Origin of the sequence: Saccharopolyspora ipomoeae, from assembly GCF_029952525.1 — a bacterium.
GTDB lineage: Bacteria > Actinomycetota > Actinomycetes > Mycobacteriales > Pseudonocardiaceae > Saccharopolyspora > Saccharopolyspora ipomoeae.
Window position 1 is genome coordinate 77,233 of sequence record NZ_JASAOF010000023.1, and the last position, 23,908, is coordinate 101,140.

Below are 23,908 nucleotides of genomic sequence, written 5' to 3' on the forward strand. Positions count from 1 at the left end.
TCACGGATTCCTGGTGGGGTGGCCGGTACGAGGATGGCGTTCGACCCACGAGGTGGGTGGGTTCGTCGATCAGCTTGGTTCGGTCTCCGGTGAACGAGTGCTGTCCGGTGTGCGCGCGGCCAACGAGAATCACGTACTTGCTCGGCGTTCTCGCTTGGTCCTGCCGCGGGTGATGGACGCGGGGCAACTCGGCTGCCCGAACGCGCAACGGGAGCGCGGTGAACCGTCGGCTCGGACGACTGTTCGAGCGGGAGCGGTGAACGGGTAGCTGTCGAACCTCCGTTCACGCGGGAGGCCGGGTCGGCGCCGACGTGCGATTCCCGAGCTCGTCCTTAGGCTGTGGGCTGACCACCGTTGTCGCTCCGAAGGGCGGCGCCCATGACCAGCAACTCGCCGGACGGACGGGGGAGCGGTCCCGCAGCGCTGGTGCGCCACGCGCAGATCGCCTGCGTGTACCTGGCGGTGGGCGTGCTCGCGGTCCTTGCCTACACGGTGCGCGGCATGCTCGTGCTGGTGTTCCTGGGGTTCTTCTTCGCGCTCGGCATCGAGCCGGCGGTCGCTTGGCTGCAGCGGCATCACGTGCGACGAGGTCTGGCGATCGCGTGCCTGGTCGCAGCGGTCCTGATCGTCGTCGGAGCGCTGGTCCTGCTCGCGCTGGTCCCGGCGATCGGTCAGCTCGGCCACTTCGTCGCGCGCGTCCCCGACCTGCTCGCGGGCCTCGGTGCGAACCTCGGCGAACCCGGCGGTCTGCGCGCGCACCTGCACGACCCGGCCGTGCAGGAGAAGCTGAAGGAGACCGCGAGCGCGGCGGCGACGTTCGCCCTGCAGGCGCTGACCGCGGGCTTCGCCGCCCTGGGCGTGGTCTTCGGCGGCGTGTTCGCCGCCTGCACGGCCGGGGCGCTGATGGTCTACTTCGCGCTGGCCATGCCGCGCATCCACGCCGCGGTCGACCGGTCGGAGGAGACCGGCCGGGGTCGTGCGGAGGCGCTGCGCACCGCGATGAGCCGGGTGGGCGGCTACGTCACCGGGCAAGCGGTCGTCTCGTTGTGCGCGGGGATCGCGTCCTACGCGTTCTTCCTGATCGCCGGCGTGCCGTACCCGGCGCTGCTCGCCATCGTGGTGGCGCTGCTGGACACCATCCCGCAGATCGGGGCCACGCTCGCCTCGGTGGCGGGCACGGTGGTCGCGCTGAGCGAGAGCCTGCCCCTGGCCGTGATCACGCTGCTGTTCTTCATCGTCTACCAGGCCGTCGAGAACTACCTGATCACACCACGGGTTTTCGCCAAGGCGGTCGAGCTCAGCCCGCTGGGCGCGTTCGTCGCGATCCTCATCGGAGGGGCGCTCGCCGGAGTCCTCGGCGCCATGCTGGCCCTTCCCGTGACCGCGGCGCTCAAGGTCCTCTACCGCCACGCGAGGACCGAGATGACGACCCGATCGGCCGCCTGAGGAGAACGCGTTCCGCCACCGGCGCGATTCCGCGGTGTGAATGCGTGTCCGTTGCGTGTTGAACCCCCGTGGAAATTCCCGTTTGGAAGAAATCGGAGACGAACTGTATAAGGCGCATTTGCGCGCGCGGCCGATGGTAATCGGTGTCGGTTTTCCGCCGCGTCCGGTTGTTTCTCGAGTCATCCGTTCAGGCGTTGTGCGTCGAATTTCGGCGGTGTTATGCGGAGGCTGCCGGAGCTGAATTGGTGCTCGGGTGCGAGCGCCGCCTTTTAGTCCGCGCACGGCTAGGGAAATTGTCAGTGTCCGCGCGCGGGGCCGTGTCGCTGGCCACGCGACGAGCTCTTGCGGGTAGTCGTGCGGTTACTCTAGGTTGACGGAAGAGCTTGATCATCTAGCGGTGACCTCAAGCGATCCGACCTGTTCGTCGCAGGGCGCGTTCGCGCGTCTGCCCGTTCTCGCATTTCCACGGCTCGGCACCCGGAGTTCGCGGTGCGCTGGGCCGTGCTGTTCTGCGCGCTGTCGCAGTCAGGATTCGCCGGGCACACCGGAGTGCCTCCGGCGGGTCTTCGCTGATCTCAATTCTCCGAGTCGAGGGTGAGTATGGTATTTGCGCTGCTCTTTCCCGGGCAAGGGGCCCAGTTCCGCGGAATGGGGGACGACCTGTTCTGGCGGTATCCGGGGCTGACCCGGTTCGCGGCCGGTGTGCTCGGCTACGACTTGGCCGCGTTGTGCCGCGACGATCCGGACGGGGTGCTCGCCCGGACCCGCTACACCCAGCCCGCTCTGTTCGTCGTCAACGCGCTGCACACCTTCGAGCGCGAGCACGACGAGCAGCGGCGGGCGGACTACTACCTCGGCCACAGCCTCGGCGAGTACAACGCGCTGCTGGCCGCCGGTGCCTTCGACTTCGAGACCGGGCTGCGGCTGGTCGCCAAGCGCGCCGAGCTGATGGACGCCGCCTCCGGTGGCGGCATGACCGCCGTGATGGACGTCCCGGAGCCCCGGCTGCGGGAGATCTTCGCCGAGCACGACGTGTCCGGTGTGGACATCGCCGGGTACAACACCGACCAGCAGCTGGTGATCGCCGCCACCGACGAGGTGCTGCGGGCCGCGCACGCGGCGCTGAAGGAGCACCGCGTGCGGTTCGCGCCGCTGAAGGTCAGCGCCCCGTTCCACTCCCGCTACATGGCTCCGGTCCGCGCGGAGTTCGAGGAGTTCTTGCGGGGCTTCACCTTCGACACCCCGCACACGCCGGTCATCGCCAACACCACCGGACGCCCGCACCGGCCGGACGGCCTGGTCGCGGCGCTGGGCGAGCAGCTGGTGTCGCCGGTGCGCTGGACCGACAGCGTCCGGCACCTGCTGTCCGCGGACCCGGACCTGGAGCACGAGGAGATCGGCGGCCGGGCCGTGCAGCGCATGGTCACCCGCATCCGCCAGGCGACCCCGGTCGCCACCACCGAGAGCAGGGAGTGAGCAGTGGACCGCACCACCAAGATCACGCAGTTCATCGAGGAGCGCTGCCTCGTCGAGTTCGGCACCGACGTGACCCCGCAGGACGACCTGTTCAAGGTCGGCGTCCTGGACTCCTTCGGCTACGTGCAGCTGATGGCGTTCCTGGAGCAGGAGTTCGCGTTGCAGATCGACCACGAGGACATGCTCACCAACGTCCTGGTCTCGCTGGAGTCCATCGACGGCTACGTGGCCGCGAAGCTCGCGCGGTAACGGGGAGAACCAGCATGTGCGGAATCACGGGATTCGCCGCTCCAGCGCTGACGGGGCGGGCCGACGAGGTGCTGCCCTCGATGCTCGCGCTGATCCACCACCGCGGGCCGGACGAAGCCGGGTACTACGTCGACGACGGGGTGGCGATGGGCACCGCCCGTCTGTCCATCGTGGACATCGACAGCGGTTCCCAGCCGATCGGCGACCCGACCGAGCGGTTCTGGATCTGCTTCAACGGCGAGCTGTACAACCACGTCGAGCTGCGCGCCGAGCTGGCCGCGCTGGGCCGCCCGTTCCGCACCCGCTCGGACACCGAGGTCGTGCTGCAGGCCTGGATCCAATGGGGCCCGGACTGCCTGCGTCGGTTCAACGGAGCGTTCGCGTTCGCCGTCCGCGACGCCGAGGCGGACGAGCTGTTCCTGGCCCGCGACCGCTTCGGCAAGCGGCCCCTGTTCTACGCCGACCGGCCCGGCGAGCTGCTGTTCGCCTCCGAGCTCAAGGCGTTCCGCGCGGTGCCCGGATTCCGCTACGAGCTGGACCCGCGCGAACTGGCCTCCACGTTCGCGACCTGGACCCCGCTGCCGGACCGGTCGGTGTTCCAGGGCGTGCGGCAGCTGCCGATGGGCTCCTGCATGGTGGTGCGGGGCGATCGCCGCGAAGTGCGCACCTACGAGCCGTTGGCGGTGGGCGCGCTGCCGTTCGAGGGCGGCGCGGACGAGGCCGTCGAACTGGTGCGGGAGAGCCTGCACCGCGCCGTGGAACTGCGGCTGCGCAGCGACGTGGAGGTCGGGGTCTACCTCAGCGGGGGCCTGGACTCGTCGATCGTCACCCAGCTCGCGACGCAGCTCTCGCCGCACCAGGTGCGCACCTTCTCGGTGTCGTTCGAGGACGCCGAGTTCGACGAGTCCCGCCACCAGGAGCTCGTCGCCGAGCACCTCGGGACCCGGCACTCCGCGCTGAAGATCACCGGCGCCGACATCGCCGCGCACTTCCCGGACGCCGTCGAGCACGCCGAAGCGCCCGCGTTCCGCACCGCCTTCGTGCCGATGTTCCTGCTGTCCCGGCACGTCCGGGACTCCGGGATCAAGACGATCCTGAGCGGGGAGGGCGCCGACGAGGCCTTCCTCGGCTATTCGCTGTTCCGCGAGACCACCCTGCGCGCGGAGTGGGGCGAGCTGTCCGAGCAGCAGCGCCTCGACCGGCTCGCCGGGCTCAACCCGGAACTCGCGCACTTCGGCTCCGCGCACCGCAAGCACCTGCTGGGGCTGTTCGAGCAGTTCGCCACCGAGCGGATGCCCGGCCTCTTCTCGCACGAGATCCGCTACCAGAACGGCAGATTCGCCACCCGCCTGCTCAAGGACCGGGCCACCGACCCGTTCGCCGACCTGTTCGCGCTGGTGCGGGACACCCCCGGCTACGCGGACCTGTCGGCGACGCAGAAGGCCCAGTGGCTGGAGTACAAGACCCTCCTGGCCGGGTACCTGCTGTCCACCCAGGGAGAGCGGATGGGCCTGGCGCACTCGGTGGAGAACCGCTGCCCCTTCCTGGACCCGGACGTGGTGCGCGCGGCGCGCGCGGTGAACCTGCGCTTCGACGACGGCTCGGACGAGAAGCGGTTGCTCAAGGACGCGTTCCGCGCCGTGCTGCCGGAACGCAGCGTCACCCGGCCCAAGCAGCCGTACCGCGCCCCCGGCAGCGCCGCGTTCAAGGAGCAGCGCCCGGAGTACCTGGAGCTGCTGCTGTCCGAGACCGAGCTCAGCCGGATCGACCCGATCGATCCGGTCTTCGCCCGCAAGCTGGTCAACAAGATCATGGCGACCCCGGCGGCGGAGATCAGCACCAAGGAGGACCAGGCGTTCGTCCTCCTGCTCTCGACCGCCGTCCTGCACCACCGCTTCGTGCAAGGCGCCGCACTGCCCGGCGGCGCAGGACCCGACGGCGCCCTGAACCTGCGCACCACCGTTGACCGGCGGGGCCGCGCCCGCCTGGGAGGAACCCGATGAGCACCGAGCACACCGGCGACATCGCGATCACCGGCCTGGCACTGCGCTTCCCCGGCGCGGACACCCTGGAGGAGCTGTACGGCCACCTGACCGCGGGCCGCTCGCTCATCAGCGAGGTGCCCGCCGAGCGGTGGTCCAAGGAGCGCTGGTTCGGCGACGCGCGTCGCGGCGCCGAGAAGACCAGCAGCATCTGGGGCGGTTTCCTGGAAGGCGCGGACCGCTTCGACGCCGACTTCTTCGCCATCTCCCCGCGCGAAGCCGAGTCCATGGACCCGCAGCAGCGGTTCGCCCTGGAGCTGTCCTGGCAGGCCGTCGAGGACGCCGGCTACCGCGCGGCGGAGCTGGCGGGCACCCGCACCGGCGTGTTCATGGGCGTCTGCCACCAGGACTACGCGGAGCTGATGGAGCGGGAGGGCGCGGCCACCGACGCCTACTTCCCGACCGGTACCGCCTACTCGATCATCGCCAACCGGGTGTCGTACTCGCTGGACCTCCAGGGTCCGAGCATCACCAACGACACCGCCTGCTCCAGCTCGCTGGTGTCGGTCTACGAGGCGGTGTCGGCGCTGCAGCGCGGGGAGTGCGAGCAGGCGCTGGCCGGGGGAGTGAACCTCGTCTGGTCGCCGAAGCACTTCGTGGCCTTCAGCCAGGCCAGCATGCTGTCCCGCACCGGCCGCAGCAAGGCCTTCGACCAGGACGCCGACGGCTACGTGCGCGGTGAGGGCGGCGCGGTGCTGCTGCTGAAGCCGCTGGAGCGGGCGGTCGCCGACGGGGACCCGGTGCACGCGGTGATCAAGGGCGTGGCGACCAACCACGGTGGCCGCACCAGCTCGCTGACCGTCACCAACCCGTCCGCGCAGAGCGAGCTGATCGAGGGCCTGTACGCGCGGGCGGGGATCCGCCCGGACAGCGTCGGCTACATCGAGGCGCACGGGCCGGGCACGCAGGTCGGGGATCCGATCGAGGTGGTGGCGCTCAAGCGCGCGTTCGCCGCGCTGCACGCGCGCCACGGCACCGAGCCGCGCCCCGGCAGCACCGGGATCGGCTCGATCAAGACGAACATCGGGCACCTCGAAGGTGCGGCGGGCGTGGCCGGGATGGTCAAGGTGATCGCCGCGATGGCCGGGCGCACGCTGCCCGCGACGGTGCACTTCGAGCAGCAGAACCCGATGATCCGGCTGGACGGCAGCCCGTTCTTCATCGTCGCCGGGACCCAGGAGTGGCCGGACGCCCCGGAGCCGAGGCGCGCGGGCGTGAGCTCGTTCGGGTTCGGCGGGACGAACGCGCACGTGGTGCTCGAAGAACACCCCGACGGCCGCGAGCGCGAGCCGATCCCCGGGCCCCACCTGGTGCCGCTGTCGGCGAAGAACCCCGAGCGGCTGCGCGCGGTCGCGCACCGGCTGGCCGAGCACCTGCGCGGCCCGGCCGCCGAGGCCGCGGCGCTGCGCGCACCGCAGGAGCTCGCCGACGTCGCCCACACCCTGCAGATCGGCCGCGAGCCGATGGCCGCGCGGGCGGCGTTCGTGGTGGACGGGACCCCGGAGCTGATCGCCGCGCTGGAGGGGTTCGCCTCCGGCGCGGAGGACGCGGCCGTGCGCGGCGACGCCGCAGCACCCGAGCTGCGGGCCGCCGCCGAGCGCTGGGTCGGCGGCGACGACGTCGACTGGGCCGCGCTGCGCGGCGACGGCCCCCGGCCGCGCCGGGTTCGGCTGCCCGGCTACCCGTTCGACCGGCAGCGGTACTGGTTCCGGGTGCCCGAACGGGCCCCGGAGACCGGTGGTGCGCTGCACCCGCTGCTCCACCGCAACACCTCGGACCTCGTCGAGCAGCGCTACACCTCCGCGTTCACCGGTGCCGAGCCGTTCCTGGCCGCCCACCGGGTGCGCGGCAAGCGCGTGCTGCCCGCGGTGGCCCACCTGGAGATGGTGCGCGCCGCCGCCGAGCGGGCGTTCGCCGAGGTCTCGACCGGGGTTCCGGTCGTGCGCGGCGCGACCTGGCTCCGGCCGGTCGTGGCCGGTGCCGAGCCCGTCGAGGTGCACGTGGCGCTCGTCCCGGGGGAGACCCGCACCGCCTTCGAGGTGTACGCGGGCGGGCGGGACGACGCCGTGGTGCACGCCCGCGGTTCCGTCGAGATCGCACCCGCCGACCGGCCAGCGCCGGTGGACCTGGAGCGGCTGCGCGCGGCGTGCCCCGAGCGGCGCGGGAGCGACGAGGTCTACGCGGAGTTCCACGAGCAGGGCCTGGAGTACGGCCCGGCGATGCGCGGGCTGCGCGAGATCTTCTCGGGCCGGCGGGAACTGCTGGCGCGGATCGAACCGACCGGCGACTCCGGTGACGGTGTCGTGCTCGCGCCCGCCGTCCTCGACGCGGCCTTCCAGGCGTCCGTGGCGCTGCTCGACTCCGGCGGTGCGGACCCGGCCGGTGGCCCGGCGATGCCGTTCGCGCTGGAGAGCCTGGAGGTGTTCGCGCCGTGCACCGCCGAGACCTGGGCGTGGGTGCGGTACCGGGAGGACGCCCCGGACACCTTCGACATCGACGTCTGCGACGCCGAGGGCGCGGTGCGCGCCCGGCTGCGGGGTCTGGTGCAGCGGCGCGATCGGTCCCGCTCGCTGGTCACCGCCACCACCGGCTGGGTCGAGCAGGCCGCATCACCGGAGGCCGACACGGCCGAGGTGCACGCCTTCTACGCCGGTCGGTCCCTGCCCGACGGCCTCGCGGCGACCCACCTGCCGCTGATCGCCCCCGACGGCGCCGGTGAGGGCGTCGAGCGCACCGCGCACCTCGTGCTCGAACGGGTCCAGGAGGTGCTGCGCAGCGCTCCCCGCAGTCCGCACCGGTTCGTCGTGCTCGTCGACGACCGGCTGCCGCGCCACTTCCACGCCCCGCTGACCGGTCTGTTCCGCACGGTCGCGCTGGAGAACCCGCTGGTGTCCGGCCGGGTCGTCCGGGTCGCCGGAACCGCGCGGCTCGCGGAGGTGCTGCGCGCCGAGGCCGCGGACGCGAGCGGTGACGCCGAGGTGCACCACGCCGCCGACGGCACCCGCCGGGTCCGGCGCCCGATCGACGCCGCGACTCCCGCCGGACCGCGCGTGCCACCGCTGCGGGACGGCGGGGTCTACTGGCTGACCGGCGGACTCGGCGGCCTCGGGCGCCACGTGGCCCGCTACTTCGCCCGCGCGGGCGCCGTCGTCGTGCTCAGCGGGCGGTCGGAACCCGGTGCGGCGCTGGCCGAGTTGCGAGAGTCCGGTGTGGACGCCCACCACCTCGTCGCCGACGTCACCGACGCCGAAGAGGTGCTGCGCGCGGCGCGGGCGATCGTGCGCGAGCACGGCCGCCTCGACGGGATCGTGCACGCCGCAGGGGTGCTGGCCGACGAATACCTGCTGCGCAAGGACCTCGACGACGTGCGCGGTGTGCTGGCGCCGAAGGTGCGCGGGGCGCTGCACCTGGACGCGGCCTCCCGCGAGCTCGATCTGGACTTCTTCGCGCTGTTCTCCTCGGTGGCCGGGGTCTACGGCGGCACCGGGCAGGCCGACTACGCCGCGGCGAACGCCTTCCTGGACGCCTTCGCCGAGCACCGCCAGGTGCTGGTCTCCGCGGGAGAGCGGACCGGCCGCACCGTCGCGATCAGCTGGCCGCTGTGGGCCGACGGCGGCATGACCGCCGACGAGGTGACCCAGGAGGCGCTGCGCCGACGGCGCGGCTGGGAGCCGTTGCCCACCGAAGCGGGACTGCGCGCACTGGGCGGACTGCTGGAGGACGGGCCGGAGCACGCGATCGTCGCCTACGGCGCGGATCCCGTTCTCGTTCCCCGGGAATGGGCCGATCCGTCCACATCGGATGGTCCGGTCCAGGTCGGCGATCAGTCCGCCCAGGAACTGGCCACCGGTGCGGTGACGCTGCTCAAGGACCTGCTCGGGCAGGTGCTGCACCGCGATCCCGGTGCCATCGACGGCGCGGTCAACCTCGTCGAGTACGGGATCGACTCGCTGAGCATCCTGGACATGACCACGCGGCTGGAGGACCTCTTCGGACCGCTGTCGAAGACGCTGTTCTTCGAGCACACCACGCTCGACGGCGTCGCCGGGTACTTCGCGGCCGAGCACCCCGGCACCCTCGCGGCCCTGCTCGGCGAGGCCGGTGCCGCGGAACCCGCCGAGACCGGGGAACCCGAAACCCCGGCCACAACCGGGGAACCGGCGAAGCGGGAGCACCGCGCGCGGTTCGCCCGCGCCTCGGTCACCGCGGAGCCCGCGGACGACCCGCGCGCCCGGCGGCACGACATCGCCGTCATCGGCCTGTCCGGCCGCTACCCCGGAGCCGACGACCCGGACCTGCTGTGGACCGCGCTGGCGGAGGGCCGCCACGCCTTCACGGAGGTGCCGCGCGACCGGTGGGACCACGACGCGATCTACAGCCCGGACCGGGAGGTCCTCGGCAAGAGCTCCATCCGCACCGGCACGTTCCTGGACGGCATCGACGAGTTCGACCCGCGCTACTTCCGGGTCTCCAAGCGCGCCGCCGAGCAGATGTCGCCGGAGGTGCGGCTGTTCCTGCAGGCCGGGGTCCAGGCGTTGGAGGACGCCGGGTACTCCCGCGAAACGCTGCAGCGCGACTACGACGGGGACGTCGGCGTGCTCGCCGGGACGATGAGCAACCACTACAACCTCTACGGCTTCGCCGAGAACCTGCTGCGCGGCGCCCCGGCCAGCGGCAGCTACACCGCGACGCTGCCGAACATGCTGTCCTACTTCTACGGGTTCACCGGCCCGTCGATCTTCGTGGACACGATGTGCTCGGCCGCCTCGACCTGCATCCACCAGGCGGTGCAGATGCTGCGGGCCGGTGAGACCCGGATGGTCGTGGCAGGCGGGGTGAACCTGCTGCTGCACCCGTACAACCTGATCTCCTCCTCGCAGGAGCACTTCACCACCGCCACCTCGGAGATCATCCGCAGCTACGGCGTCGGCGCGGACGGAACGATCCTCGGCGAGGGCGTCGGCGCGGTCGTGCTCAAACCGCTGGCCGAGGCCGAGCGCGACGGCGACCACGTCTACGCGGTCATCAAGGGGACCGCGCTGAGCAACGCGGGCGTGCGCAACGGCTTCACGGTGCCCAACCCGCACATGCAGGCCCGCGCGATCGGCAAGGCGCTCGACGACGCGGGGGTGGACGCCCGCACGATCGGCTACGTCGAAGGCCACGGGTCCGGCACCGCGCTCGGCGACCCGATCGAGGTCAAGGCGCTGACCACGGCGTTCCGCGCGCACACCGAGGACAGCGGCTACTGCGCGCTCGGGTCGGTGAAGTCGAACGTGGGCCACCTGCTCGCGGCGGCGGGCATGGCCGGGTTCACGAAGGTGCTGCTGCAGCTGCGCGCCGGGAAGCTGGCGCCCTCGCTGCACTCCGAGCAGCTCAACCCGGACATCCCGTTCGACGGCACCCCGTTCCGGGTGCAGCGCGAGCTCGCCGACTGGGAGCCGGTGACCACCACCGAGGACGGGCACCCGGTGGTGCACCCGCGTCGGGCCGGGGTCACCTCGATCGGCGCGGGCGGGATGAACTCGCACATCATCGTCGAGGAGCACCCGGCGACGGCCGAGCGGGAGCCGGGCGACGGCCGGGACGAGCTGTTCGTGTTCTCGGCGATGACCGAGCGGGCGCTGGAGGAGTCGCTGACCCGGTTCCGCGCGTTCCTGGCCGCGGCGGACGAGTCCGACCTCTCGGCGATCGCGCACACGCTGCGCGTGGGCAAGAACGAGCTGCCGCTCCGGGTGGCGTTCCTGGCGGCCGACAAGGCGGCCGCCCTCGCCGCCGTGGACCGGTACCTGGCCGGGGAGCACGACGAGGAAGCGGCGCTGGCCGGTCGGGACGAGCGGGCCGAGACGCCCCGGGAGGTCGCGCGCACCTGGCTGGGCGGCTCGCCCGTGGACTGGAGCCGCGTCGTCGGGGCTCGGCCGCCGCGCCGGGTCTCGCTGCCCGCCTACCCGTTCGAGCGGGTGCGGTGCTGGGTTCCGCAGCACGAGGACGCGCCCGGTGTGCCGGCGCCGCTGGCGCTGCGGGACAAGGTCCATCCGCTGCTGGGCCGCAACGAGTCCGATCTGGACGGACTGCGCTTCGGGCTGGACCTGCACTTCGACGACCTGCGCGACTACGCGTTCCACCGGGACGGCGTCCCCGAGCTGGTCGGGTCCTTCGCGGTCGAGCTGGCGCTGGGCGCGGCCCGCGCGGGCGGTGTCGCCGGCCCCGTCGCGGTGCGCGGGCTGCGCTCGGCCGCGGTGCCGTGGTCGCGGACGTCCCGGTTGGTGACCGGGTTCGGCGGGGTCCTGGGCGGCGCCGCCTCCGGAGCGGTGTTCGCCGAGGACACCGGCGGCGAGCGGACTCCGGTCGTCGAGTTCGACGTGCACCCGGGGGAACCGGTCTCCGCCTCGGCCGGGCTTCCGGAGGACGTGCGCGCCGCGGCCGCCGAGGTGCTCGACCGGGACCGGATCGCCGCCGAGCTGGCCGAGGGAGGGCTGGTGCGCGAACCGCTGTTCTGCGGTGTCGCGGGGGCCTGCCGGTTGCCGGACGGGCGGCTGGTGCTGGAGGCCGCCGAACCGCAGGTGCGCCGCGATCACGTGCGGCGGAACACGACCTTCGACGCACCGGTGCTCGCGGCCATCGCGCAGGGCGTGCTGCTGGAGGCCAAGCGCTCCGGCGTTCCCCGTTGGCAGCACCAGGTCCTCGAAATCGTCGACGAGGTTCGGGTGCGGGAGGCACCGGAGGTCGCCCACGTCGTGCTGGAGCTGCGCGACGGGAGGGGACGCGTGCTGCTGGTCGACCGGGACGGCGCGGTGGCCGGCGAGCTCAACGGTGTGCGGTGCGGTGAAGGCACCGCGCTCGGTGCGCCGACACCGACACCGGCGTTCGCCGCGGTGACCGCCGGACAGGTCGTGCGCGCCCAGGTCCCGCCGTCCCCCGACCCGCAGGAGGCCGCGCGGCGAGAGCCGGAGGACCGGGACGACGAGCTCGGCTCCGTCGTCGGCGAACTCCGGGCGATGGCGGCGGAACTGCTCAAGTTCGAGGTCGGCGAACTCGATCCGCACACCGGGTTCGACGCGTTCGGCTTCGACTCGATCTCGCTGGTCGCCCTGGCCAAGCAGGTCCACGCCCGGTTCGGCGTCGAGCTGACCCCGGCGGTGTTCTTCGACGAGTCCACCTTCGACGCGCTCGGCCGCCACCTGCTCGCGGAGTTCGGAGACCAGGTGCGCGCGGCGACCGCCGGGGCATCCGGAAGCGACCCGGCATCCGAGACGGTCGCCAATCCTCCGTCCATTGAGGACTCCGAGTGCGAGGGTGAGGGAAGTTTTCATGAAAACCTCCCCCACCCGATCGCCGGGGACGCGGACACCGGCGAGCCGATCGCCATCATCGGCGCCGCGGGCCGCTTCCCCGGAGCGCGGGACCTCGACGAGTTCTGGGCGAACCTGCTCGCGGGCCGGGACTCGGTCGGGTCCTTCCCCGTCGAGCGCTACGGCCCGGCCTACGCGAAGGTCGTCGCCGAGTCCGACTTCCCGAAGCACGCGGGCGCGCTGGACGAGGTGGACGCCTTCGACGCCGGCTTCTTCGGGATCTACCCGCGGGAAGCCGAGCTGATGGACCCGCAGCACCGGCTGGCGCTGGAGACCGTCTGGCACGCGTTGGAGGACAGCGGCCGCACCCCGGACGCCCTGCCGCGGAGCACCGGCCTGTTCTTCGGCGTCTCCGGCACCGACTACGCGACCCTGCTGCACGCCCACGGCGTCGCACCGGACGCGTTCACCGCCACCGGCAACGCGCACTCGATCCTGGTGAACCGGATCTCCTACCTGCTCGACGTCCGCGGCCCCAGCGAGCCCGTCGACACCGCCTGCTCCAGCTCGCTGGTGGCGGTGCACCGCGCGGCCGAGGCGATCCGCTCCGGAGCCTGCGAGCTCGCCATCGCCGGCGGGGTGAACCTGCTGCTGAGCGCGGACACCTTCGTCAGCGCGCACCGGGCCGGGATGCTCAGCCCGGACGGGCGCTGCAAGACCTTCAGCGCGGCGGCCGACGGGTACGTGCGCGGCGAAGGTGTCGGCGCGATCGTGCTCAAGCCGCTGGCCGCCGCCGAACGGGACGGCGACGCGGTGCTGGCGGTGCTGCGCGGCACCGCCGAGAACCACGGCGGCCGCGCGAACTCGCTGACCGCGCCGAACGCCGACGCCCAGGCCGAGCTGGTGCGCACCGCGCTGGCCGGGCTGGACCCGCGCACCGTCGGCTACGTCGAAGCGCACGGCACCGGCACCGCGCTCGGCGACCCGGTCGAGGTCCGGGCGCTGCGCAGCGCGTTCGGGAGTTCCGAAGCCGGGCGCACCGGGCTGGGCTCGGTCAAGGCCAACATCGGGCACCTGGAGGCCGCTGCGGGCATCGCGGGGCTGCTCAAGGTGCTGCTCGCGATGCGCCACGGCGTGCTGCCGGCGACCCCGATCAGCGGCGAGCTCAACCCCCACCTCCGCCTCGACGACGGTCCCTTCCGCATCGTGCGGGAGACCGAGCGCTGGGAGCCGGTCCGCGACCGGACGGGCGGCGTCGCGCCGTTGCGGGCGGGGGTGAGCAGCTTCGGCTTCGGCGGCGCCAACGCGCACGTCGTGCTGGAGCAGCACGTCACCGCCGAGCGCCCGGACGCGGGCGGGCCGGTGCTGGTCCCGCTGTCCGCGCGCACCGACGCGCAGCTGCGGGACGTGGCCCGGAACCTGCTGGCACACCTGGAGAACTCCGCGACATCGGAGCCGCTCGCGTCGCTGGCCTGGACGTTGCAGAGCGGCCGGGTCGCGCTCGACGAGCGGGTGGGCTGGGTCGTGCGCTCCCGCGCGGCGCTCGTCGAGCGGCTCGGCGAGTTCCTGAACGGCGAACTCTCCGGCGGCGTCCGGGGCCGGGTGTCGCGGCGCCCCGGCGGCCTGGCCGAGCGCCCGGCCGGTCCGGACGAGCAGCGGGCCCTCGAAAGCGGGGACCTGACGACCGCGCTCACCGCTTGGGCGGAGGGTGCCGTGATCGACTGGCGCGTGCTCCACGGCGAGCACCCGCCGGGGCGGGCGCACCTGCCGACCTACCCGTTCGAGCGGGAGCGCTACTGGATCCCGGGCGAGAACGACGGCGCCGCGGAAAACATCGCTGAGCCGGTCGGGGAGGCGGCGCACGCGGAACTTCCGGCGCGCGCAGGGGAGACGGGCGTCGGCACGACGTTGCTGATGCCGAGCTGGACCCCGCGGCCCGCGTCCGCGGACCGCACCGCCCCGGCCGAACGCGTCGTGATCACCTGCGGTCAGGTCGGTGCGGATCTGCAGATCGCGCGAGCGCGCCACCTGCGGGCCACGAGCGAGAAGTCGCGCGCGGACGGCCGGTTCACCGACCTGTCCCGCCAGGTCTTCGAAGCGGTGCGCGACCTGGAGCCGGAGAACTCCGCGCTCGTGCAGGTCGTGACCACGGCCGAGGACGCGACGGGTCCGGGCCTGGCGGCCCTCCTGCGCACCGCCGAGCAGGAGAACCCGCGGCTGACCGGGCAGGTCCTCGTCCTGCCCGCGGACACCACCGCCGAGGCCGTGCGCACCGCGCTCGACGAGAACGTCACCAGCACCGACGACCTGGTGCTCCACCGCGACGGCGTGCGGCACGTGCGGACCTGGCACCGCGCCGACCCGGCCGCGCGGCGGAGCGGACCGCCGTGGCGGTCCGGAGGCGTCTACCTGATCACCGGCGGCGCGCGGGGTGTCGGAGCGGAGGTGGCCCGCCACGTCGCCGGCTCGGTGAGCGAACCGGTGCTCGTGCTGGCCGGTCGTTCGGCGCCCGATGCCGGGGTGTCCGAGCTCCTCGACGAGCTGCGCGCGGCCGGTGCGACCGCCGACTACCGGCAGGCCGACGTCTCCCGCTGGGAGGAGACCCGGCACCTGGTGGCGTCGGTGCGCGCCGAGGCCGGGGCGCTGCACGGCGTCGTGCACTCCGCCGGGGTCGTCCGCGACGCCGCGCTGGTGCGCAAGACCGCCGAGGACTGGGACGCGGTGCTCGCCCCGAAGGTCAGCGGCCTCGTGCACCTGGACCGGGCGACCGCGCAGCTGCCGCTGGACTTCCTGCTCGCGTTCTCCTCCGGAGCGGGGATCACCGGCAACGCCGGGCAGGCCGACTACGCCGCGGCCAACGCCTTCACCGACGCCTACGCGGCGCTGAGGGCGGCAGAGCGGCCCGGCAGGACGGCCTCGATCGCCTGGCCGCTGTGGCGCGACGGCGGCATGGCCGTCGACGCGGCCGCGCGGGAGAAGTTGTGGCGCAGCAGGGGATTGGTGCCGATGGACACGACCGACGGACTCGCCGCGCTCGACGCCGCGTGCGCGCTCGACACCCCGCAGGTGTGGGTGCACCACGGGGATCTCGACCGCGCCCCGGGAGCGGTGGCCGCTCCCGCGACGGCCGATGACGGGCTCCGGCGCGCGGTGCAGCGGAAGCTCGTCGAGCTGTTCGCCGAGACGACGAAGCTGCCCGCCACCGGCGTCGACCCGGATCGGGAGCTGGCCGCGATGGGCCTGGACTCGATCATGGTGGTGCAGTTGAACCGGGAACTCGCCCGCGGCTTCGACGGGCTCCCCACGACGCTGTTCTACGAGTTCCCCGCGCTCAGCGAGCTCGCCGCGCACCTCGCGTGCGAGCGCACCGCGGAAGCCGCCGCCTGGACCGGCCACCACCCGGCCCCGGCGGCCCGCCCGGTCGAACAACCGCCGAGGACGGTCCCGGTGACCGCCTCCGAGCGGCCCGCTGAGCCGGCCTCGGCCGAGGAACCCATCGCGATCATCGGGCTCAGCGGCCGCTACCCGAGGGCGCGCAACCTCCCCGAGTTCTGGGACAACCTCCGCTCCGGGCGCACCTGCACCGGCGAGGTGCCCGCCGACCGCTGGCCGCTGGAGGGCTTCTACGAGCCCGACCCGAAGACCGCGATCGAGACCGGCCGCAGCTACAGCAAGTGGGGCGGTTTCCTGGACGGTTTCGCCGAGTTCGACCCGCGGTTCTTCCGCATCGCCCCGCGCGACGCCTACGCCATGGATCCGCAGGAGCGGTTGTTCGTGCAGGCGGCCTGGGAGGTGCTGGAGGACGCCGGGTACACGCGGGAACTGCTGGCCGAGCGGCACTCCCGCGACGTCGGGGTCTTCGCCGGGGTGACCAAGTCCGGCCACGCCCGGCACGGCGCGGGCCTGCTGCCCTCCGGTGAAGCGGTGGTGCCGGGGCTGTCGTTCGCGTCGCTGAGCGCGCGCACCTCGCACGTGCTGGACCTGCGCGGGCCGAGCATCACGCTGGACACGATGTGCTCGGCGTCGCTGACCGCGGTGCACGAGGCGTGCGAGCACCTGCGCCGCGGCAGCTGCGAGATCGCCATCGCCGGTGGCGCGAACGTCTACGCGCACCCGCTGGACTACGTCGAGCTGTGCCGCTCGCAGATGCTGTCCGCGGGCCCGGAGTGCCGCAGCTTCGGCGCCGGGGCCGACGGCTTCGTGCCCGGCGAGGGCGTCGGGGCGGTGCTGCTCAAGCCGCTGTCGCGCGCGCTCGCCGACGGCGACCGGGTCGAGGCCGTCATCCTCGGCAGCAGCGCCAACCACGGCGGCGGCGTCAACGGCTACACCGTGCCCAACCCGGCCGCGCAGGCCGAGCTGGTGCGCGCCGCGCTGGCGCGGGCCGGGATCTCGGCGCGCGACGTCGGGTGCGTCGAGGCGCACGGCACCGGCACCGAGCTCGGCGACCCCATCGAGATCGCCGGGCTGACCAAGGCGTTCGGCGCGGACACCGGCGAGCTCGGGTTCTGCGCCCTGAGCTCGGTGAAGTCGGGGATCGGGCACCTGGAGGCCGCGGCGGGCATCGCCGGGCTGACCAAGGCGGTGCTGCAGCTGCGGCACCGGACGCTGGTGCCGAGCCTGCACGCGGACGAGCCCAACCCCGGGATCTCCTTCGAGCGGACCCCGTTCTTCCTGCAGCGCGAGACGCGGGAGTGGCGATCCGACCGGCCGCGCATCGCCGCGGTGTCCTCGTTCGGCGCCGGCGGCTCCAACGCGCACGTGATCGTCGCCGAGCACGTGCCCGAGCCCGAGCCGCCGGCCGGTCCGGGCGAGCAGCTGGTGGTGCTGTCCGCGCGGACCGAGGAGGAGCTGCGCCGCGCGGCCGGGCGCCTGCTGTCCCACTTGGAGGGTGCGGAGCCGGATCTGGCCGCGTTGGCCCGCACGTTGCGCACCGGGCGCGAGGCGATGGCCGAACGCCTGGCCGTGGTGGTCTCCTCGACCGAGCAGCTGCGGCAGGTGCTGGGCCGGGTCGCCGAGGGTGATGCCTCGGGTGCCCACCGGGGCACGGCGGACCGCCCGCGGGGCGCGCTCGCGGTGATCTCGGGCGATCCCGAGCTGCGCGAGCAGCTGGTGCGGCGCTGGGCCGCGACCGGGGAGCTGGACAAGCTCGCCGCGCTGTGGGTCGACGGGGTGCGGCTGGACTGGCGCGCCCTCGACGGGAGCGGGACGCGACCGCCCCGGCCGATCTCGCTGCCGACCTACCCGTTCTCCCGGGAGCGCTACTGGATCGGGGACCTGCCCCCGGCCGCCGCCCCCGGAGCCGACCCGGGCCCCGAGGCCCGCGCGGCGGAGCCGGTGGCCGCAGCCGTCCCGGACGCCGCGCCCGCGGGCACCGAGGATTCCGCGAGCGCTCCGGACTTCTCGGCACGACCCGAGGCCGACGCACCGCCCCGGCTGGAGGTGGTGATACCGAGGCTGGTGCGGGAGAAGCTCGCCGGGGCGCTGGCGATGCGCCCGGACGAGATCGACGGTGCGCACGCCTTCGCCGACTACGGCCTGGACTCGATCCTCGGGGTCCGCGTGGTGCACGAGCTCAACGACGCGCTGTCGCTGGAGCTGTCCACCAACGCGCTCTACGACTTCAGCTCCGCCGACCGGCTGGTCGAGCACCTGCTGACCGAGCACGCGGCGGACATCCGGCTCACCCAGGCGGAACCGGCCCCGGGATCCGCTCCGGCTCCGCAGACCGCTCCGGAAACCGGATCAGCAACGGTGGAGCCGGTTTCGGTTTCCGAGAGCTCCACATCGGACACCGAGCGGCGCACCGCCCCGGCTGACCGGGAACCGATCGCCGTCGTCGGGATGAGCGGCCGGTTCGCCGGGTCCGCCGACCTCGACGAGCTCTGGGAGCACCTCGCCGCCGGGCACGACCTGGTCACCCCGGTGACCCGCTGGGACCTCGGCGACACCGGCGAGCAGGACTCCCCGCGCTGCGAGCACGGCAGCTTCGTGGACGGCATCGACGAGTTCGACCCGCTGTTCTTCACCATCTCCGGGGTCGAGGCCGCGGTCATGGACCCGCAGCAGCGCCTGCTGCTGGAGGAGTCCTGGAAGGCCCTGGAGGACGCCGGCTACGCCGGGACGATGGGCCGCCGCCGCTGCGGGGTGTACGTGGGGGCGTGGGCCGGGGACTACCAGGACCTGCTCGCCGACGAGAGCCCCGCGCAAACCCTGTGGGGCAACATGACCTCGGTCATCCCGAGCCGGGTGTCGTACTTCCTGGACCTGCGGGGACCGGCGATCGCGGTGGACACCTCGTGCTCCAGCTCGCTGGTGGCGATCGACCTGGCCTGCAAGGACCTGCGCGCCGGTGAGACGTCGATGGCCCTGGCGGGCGGTGTCTTCCTGCAGTCGACGCCGCGGCTGTACCGGCTGGCCGGGCGCGCCGGGATGCTCTCGCCCACCGGGCGCTGCCGCACCTTCGACCACCGCGCCGACGGTTTCGTGCCGGGCGAGGGCGTCGGCGTGCTGGTGCTCAAGCGGCTGTCCGACGCGCTGGCCGACGGTGACCACGTGCACGGGGTGATCCGCGGTTCCGGCGTCGGCCAGGACGGCGCGACCAACGGCATCACGGCCCCGAGCTCGGTGTCCCAGGAGCGCCTGCTGCGCGAGGTCCACGAGGAGTCCGGGGTCGACGTCGAGCGCATCGGCGTCGTGGAGGCCCACGGCACCGGCACGCCGCTCGGCGATCCGATCGAGTTCCAGGCCCTCCAGCGGGCCTTCCGCGCCCGGACCGACCGGTCCGGCTACTGCGCGGTCGGCTCGATCAAGAGCAACATCGGGCACGCGCAGTTCGCCGCGGGCGTCGCGGGCGTGTTCAAGGTGCTGCTCTCGATGCGGCACGAGCAGATCCCCGCCGCGCTGCACTTCGAGCGGGCGAACGCGGCGATTCCGCTGGAGGGCAGCCCGTTCTACGTGAACACCCGGACGCACAAGTGGGAGACGTCGGACGCGGGCCCCCGCTGCGGCGTGGTGAGCTCCTTCGGCGCGAGCGGCACCAACGCGCACGTCGTGCTGGAGGAAGCACCTCCGCCGCGGCGGGCGGCCGCGCCGCAGCGCGCGGCTCACCTCGTCGTGCTGTCGGCCCGGTCGCGCGAGCAGCTCGCCGCGCAGGTGGCGCGGCTGGCGGCGCACTGCCGCCGCGAACCCTCGGTCGACCTCGGGGACCTGGCCCACACGCTGCTGGCCGGGCGGGCGCACTTCGAGCACCGCTTCGCCTGCGTCGCGGGCGATGTCGCGGAGCTGATCGAGGCGCTGGACGGCGGGCTCGACTCCCCGCGCGGCCGAACCGGCCGGAAGCAGCGCGCAATGGACGCGGCCGAGCAGCTGCGCTGCTGCCGGGAGGCGGACGGCGCCGCGCTGCGCAGCGAGCTCGACGTGCTGGCCGAGCACTACGTCGCCGGTGCCGAGCTGGACCCCGCCGAGCTCTTCCCCGCGGGCGCGCACCTGCGCGTGCCGCTGCCGACCTACCCGTTCGCCCGCGAGCGGTACTGGCCGGAACCCCGGGACGAGCGCGGTGGTGCCGAAAACCGCATCACCGCGCGGGAATCGCGGCGCACCGAGTTCGTGGTGACCGGAGCGGAACCGCACGTCCGCGACCACCGGGTGCACGGCACACGCGTGCTGCCCGGGGTGGCCTACCTGGAACAGGCGCGGCAGGCCGGTGAGCGCGCCCTCGGCGCCGAGCCGGTGCTGCGCGACGTCACCTGGGTCCGGCCGCTGACCGTCGAGGGCGGACCGGTGCCCGCTGAGGTCCGGGTGGAGCCGGCCGGTTCCGGGTTCACCTTCGAGATCGCCGCCGTGACCGGCGGCGAGCGCGCGGTGCACTGCGCCGGACGCCTCGCTCGCGGCAGCGGCGCGGCACCGGAGCCGGTCGACCTGGCGGCGCTGCGCGCCGAGTGCCCCACCCCGGTCTCCGCCGAGCGGATCCGGGAGGCCCTCGCGGCGATGGGCATCGAGCACGGTCCGGCGCTGCGAGCCGTCACCGTCGCGCACGTCGGCCGCGGTGTCGTGCTCGCCGAGCTGCGCGCCCCGGCGAACCCGGCCGCACTCGACCCGGCGCTGCTCGACTCGGCGATCCAGGCCTCGATCGCGCTGCAGCTGGCCGAGGGCGCGGCGGCGACCACGACCGCGGTGCCGTTCGCGCTGGAGTCGGTGGAGCGGTTCGGCCCGCTCGACGAGCGGATGTGGGCGGTGGTCCGGGCTTCCGGCGAACCCGGCCCGCTGAGCAGGCTCGACGTCGACCTGGTCGACGCCTCCGGCGTCGTGCGCGTGCGGATGTCCGGCTACACCTCCCGCCTCGCTCCAGCACCGGAGCGGCCGGAGGCCCCGGAACAGGCGGTCCCCGCGTTGTTCGAGCCGGTGTGGGAGCCGGTCCGGGAGGACGAGTTCGGCACGCCGGCGCCCGCCGCCGCGGACCGCGTCCTCGTCGTCGGCGGCACCGAGCGGCAGCGCGCGGCGGTGGCCGCCGCGCACCCGGCGGCGCTGGGCTGGAACCTGCCGAGCACGGCCGAAGTCGACGAGGTCGCCGAGGCGCTGGCGGCCATCGGGCCGATCGACCACCTGATCTGGCTCGCCCCCGAGGCGCCGCTGCCGCCGACCGGTGCGGCCGCGCTCACCGGCGCCCAGGAGACCGGCGTCCTCGCCGCCTTCCGGATGTTGAAGGCGCTGCTGCGGGCCGGTTCCGACAGCCGCGAGCTGGGCATCACGCTGCTCACCCGGCGCGCGGTGCCGACCTGCCCGGACGACCCGGTCGAGCCCGCCCACGCCGGGCTGCACGGGCTGTTCGGCTCGACGGCCCGCGAGTACCCGCACTGGCAGGTGCGCCGCGCCGACATCGAAGGGGCCGACGTCGACGGCGACGAGTGGCCCGCGGACCTGACCACCCTGCCGGGCAGCCCCGACGACGTGTGGGTGCGCCGCAACGGGCAGTGGCTGCGGCGCAGGCTCGTCCCCGCCGAATCAGCTGCCGCACCTGCTGAAACATACCGCCGCGACGCCGTTTTCGTGGTGATCGGCGGAGCCGGCGGGCTCGGCGCGGAGTGGACCCGGCACGTCGTCGAGCACTACGGGGCGACCGTGGTCTGGATCGGTCGCCGGGAGCGGGACGAGGAGATCGAGCGGAAGCTGGCGAGCATCCCCGGCGAGGTCCACTACCTCACCGCCGACGCCACCGATCCCGTGGCGCTGCGCGCGGCCCGCGAGCAGATCATCGCCCGCTGCGGCCCGATCCGCGGCCTCGTGCAGGCGGCCCTGGTGCTCCGGGACCAGAGCCTCGCGCGGATGAGCGAGCGGGACTTCCGAGCCGGGCTGGCGGCCAAGGTGGACGCCGGTGCCGCCGCGGCCGAGGTCTTCGGCGACGACCCGCTGGACTTCGCGCTGTTCTTCTCCTCGCTGCAGTCGTTCACGACCGCCGCCGGGCAGAGCAACTACGCGGCTGGGTGCCTGTTCGCCGACTCCTACGCGCACCACCTCGCGCAGCACTGGAGCTGCCCGGTGAAGGTGGTGCACTGGGGTTGGTGGGGGAGCGTCGGCAGCGTCTCCACCGAGTTCTTCGCGCGCCGGATGCGCGGGTGGGGCCTGCGCTCGATCGAGCCCGCCGAGGGCATGGCCGCGCTCGACGAGCTGTTCGCCGCAACGCAGCGGCAGCTGAGCTACATCGGGACCACCCGACCGGACGCGCTCGCCGTCGTCGACCCCGGCACACGCAGCACCGCCTACGCCCGCACGAGCGGGCGCGTGGACCCGGACCTGCTCCGCTCGCGCGGCGCGCTCGGTGACGGGCCCCTGCTGGAGTTCCTCGCGCAGTGGCGCAGCACCGAGCGGGACCCGCTGCTGGCGCGGGTGCTCCGGGCGCACCTGGCGGAACTCGGCATCACCGAGACCGCCGCGGACGCCGACGTGGTCGCCCTGCGCGACCGCGCCGGGATCCGGGAGCAGTACACGAGCTGGCTGGAGCACGCCCTGCGCGCCGCCCCGGACTCCGTCGAGCCGCTGTCGGAGGTCACCCGCGAATGGCAGCGGAGGGCCGCCGAGTGGGCGCAGGACCCGGACAAGGCCGCCGAGATCCGGCTCGTCAGCGCCACGATCGCCGAGCTGCCCGCGATCCTGACCGGCCGAACCCTCGCCACGGACGTGCTGTTCCCGCGCGGATCGGTGGAGCTGGTGGAGGGCTGCTACCGGGACAACCGGCTCGCCGACGCGTTCAACCGGGCACTGCGCGACGCCGCGGTCGCCGTCGTCGCCGAGCGGGTGCGCCGGGAACCGGGCGCGCGGCTGCGCATCCTGGAGATCGGCGCCGGAACCGGCGGCACCAGCGCGGGGATGTTCACCGCGTTGCGCCCCTACCAGGACAGCATCGAGACCTACACCTACACGGACCTGTCGAAGGCGTTCCTCAACCACGCCCGCACCGCGTACGGGCCCGACGTGCCGTACCTGGAATGCGCGCTGTTCGACGCCGAGCGGCCGCTGACCGGCCAGGGCATCGAGCCCGGAAGCTACGACCTGGTGATCGCCGCCAACGTGCTGCACGCCACGCGGGACACCCGCAACACCCTGCGCAACGCGAAAGCGGCGCTGCGCGACGGCGGGTGGCTGCTGCTCAACGAGCTGGCCGCGTTCGACGTGTTCACCCACCTGACCTTCGGCCTGCTGGACGGCTGGTGGCTGTTCGAGGACACCGCGCTGCGGGTGCCGGGTTCGCCGGCGCTGTCCCCGGAGAGCTGGCGCGGCGTCCTCGCTGGGGAGGGCTTCTCCGCTGTGGTGCAGGTCCTGCCGGAGGCTCTCGCGCTGGGGCAGCAGATCATCGCCGCCGAGAGCGACGGGATCGCGCGGCAGCGGCTCGTCGAGGGAGAGGAACCGCCCGCGGCACCGCCGCGGCCCGCGCACGGCGGGACCCCCGCGATCGCGGTCGAACCCGGCCCGGCCGCGACCCCGCTCGGCGGGGACACCCCGGCCGGACCGCCGCGGCGCGTGATCGAAACCGGAACGGCCGAGCCCTCCGGGGACCTGGTGCGGAACCTTCGGGAACGCGCCGCCGAGGTCCTCCACCTCCCGGTCGACCGGATCGACCCGGCCGTGCCGCTGGTGGACTACGGGCTGGACTCGATCCTGGTGCTGCAGCTGGTCAACGCGGTGCGCGGTGACCTGCCGGAGGTCTCGCCCGCGATGGTCTTCGACGCCGGGTCGATCGACGGGCTCGCCGCCCTCGCTCCGGGCGGTCCGGAGCTCGACCAACCGCACGCGGCGGCACCCGACCTGGCCGAGAAGATCCGGCGGCAGGCCGCATCCGTGCTGGGCGTCCCCGCCGACCGGATCGACCCGGCCGTGCCGCTGGTGGACTACGGGCTGGACTCGATCCTG

The 23,908-nt window shown here is 73.6% G+C and carries 5 protein-coding genes; all 5 read left to right on the forward strand.

Annotated features, from left to right (window positions below; translation table 11 throughout):
• Window positions 1-378 precede the first annotated feature (378 nt).
• Window positions 379-1,446, forward strand: coding sequence for an AI-2E family transporter (locus QFW96_RS25600; RefSeq protein ID WP_281458283.1), 1,068 nt, complete (start codon window positions 379-381; stop codon window positions 1,444-1,446).
• A gap of 600 nt (window positions 1,447-2,046) precedes the next feature.
• Window positions 2,047-2,922, forward strand: coding sequence for an acyltransferase domain-containing protein (locus tag QFW96_RS25605; RefSeq protein WP_281458288.1), 876 nt, complete (start codon window positions 2,047-2,049; stop codon window positions 2,920-2,922).
• 3 nt (window positions 2,923-2,925) lie between these two features.
• Entirely contained in the window at window positions 2,926-3,171 is a 246-nt protein-coding gene (locus tag QFW96_RS25610) for a phosphopantetheine-binding protein (protein ID WP_281458284.1), read from the forward strand.
• Window positions 3,172-3,185: 14 nt separating this feature from the next.
• Entirely contained in the window at window positions 3,186-5,174 is a 1,989-nt protein-coding gene (gene asnB, locus QFW96_RS25615) for an asparagine synthase (glutamine-hydrolyzing) (protein ID WP_281458285.1), read from the forward strand.
• Window positions 5,171-23,908 (forward strand): SDR family NAD(P)-dependent oxidoreductase (locus tag QFW96_RS25620; protein ID WP_281458286.1); only part of this gene is annotated, 18,738 nt, incomplete at its 3' end. The genes asnB and QFW96_RS25620, both read left to right, overlap by 4 nt.

Coding starts and splice junctions, on each gene's coding strand:
- QFW96_RS25600 (WP_281458283.1), top strand. CDS start 379: ATGACCAGCAACTCGCCGGACGGACGGGGGAGCGGTCCCGCAGCGCTG.
- asnB (WP_281458285.1), top strand. CDS start 3,186: ATGTGCGGAATCACGGGATTCGCCGCTCCAGCGCTGACGGGGCGGGCC.
- QFW96_RS25605 (WP_281458288.1), top strand. CDS start 2,047: ATGGTATTTGCGCTGCTCTTTCCCGGGCAAGGGGCCCAGTTCCGCGGA.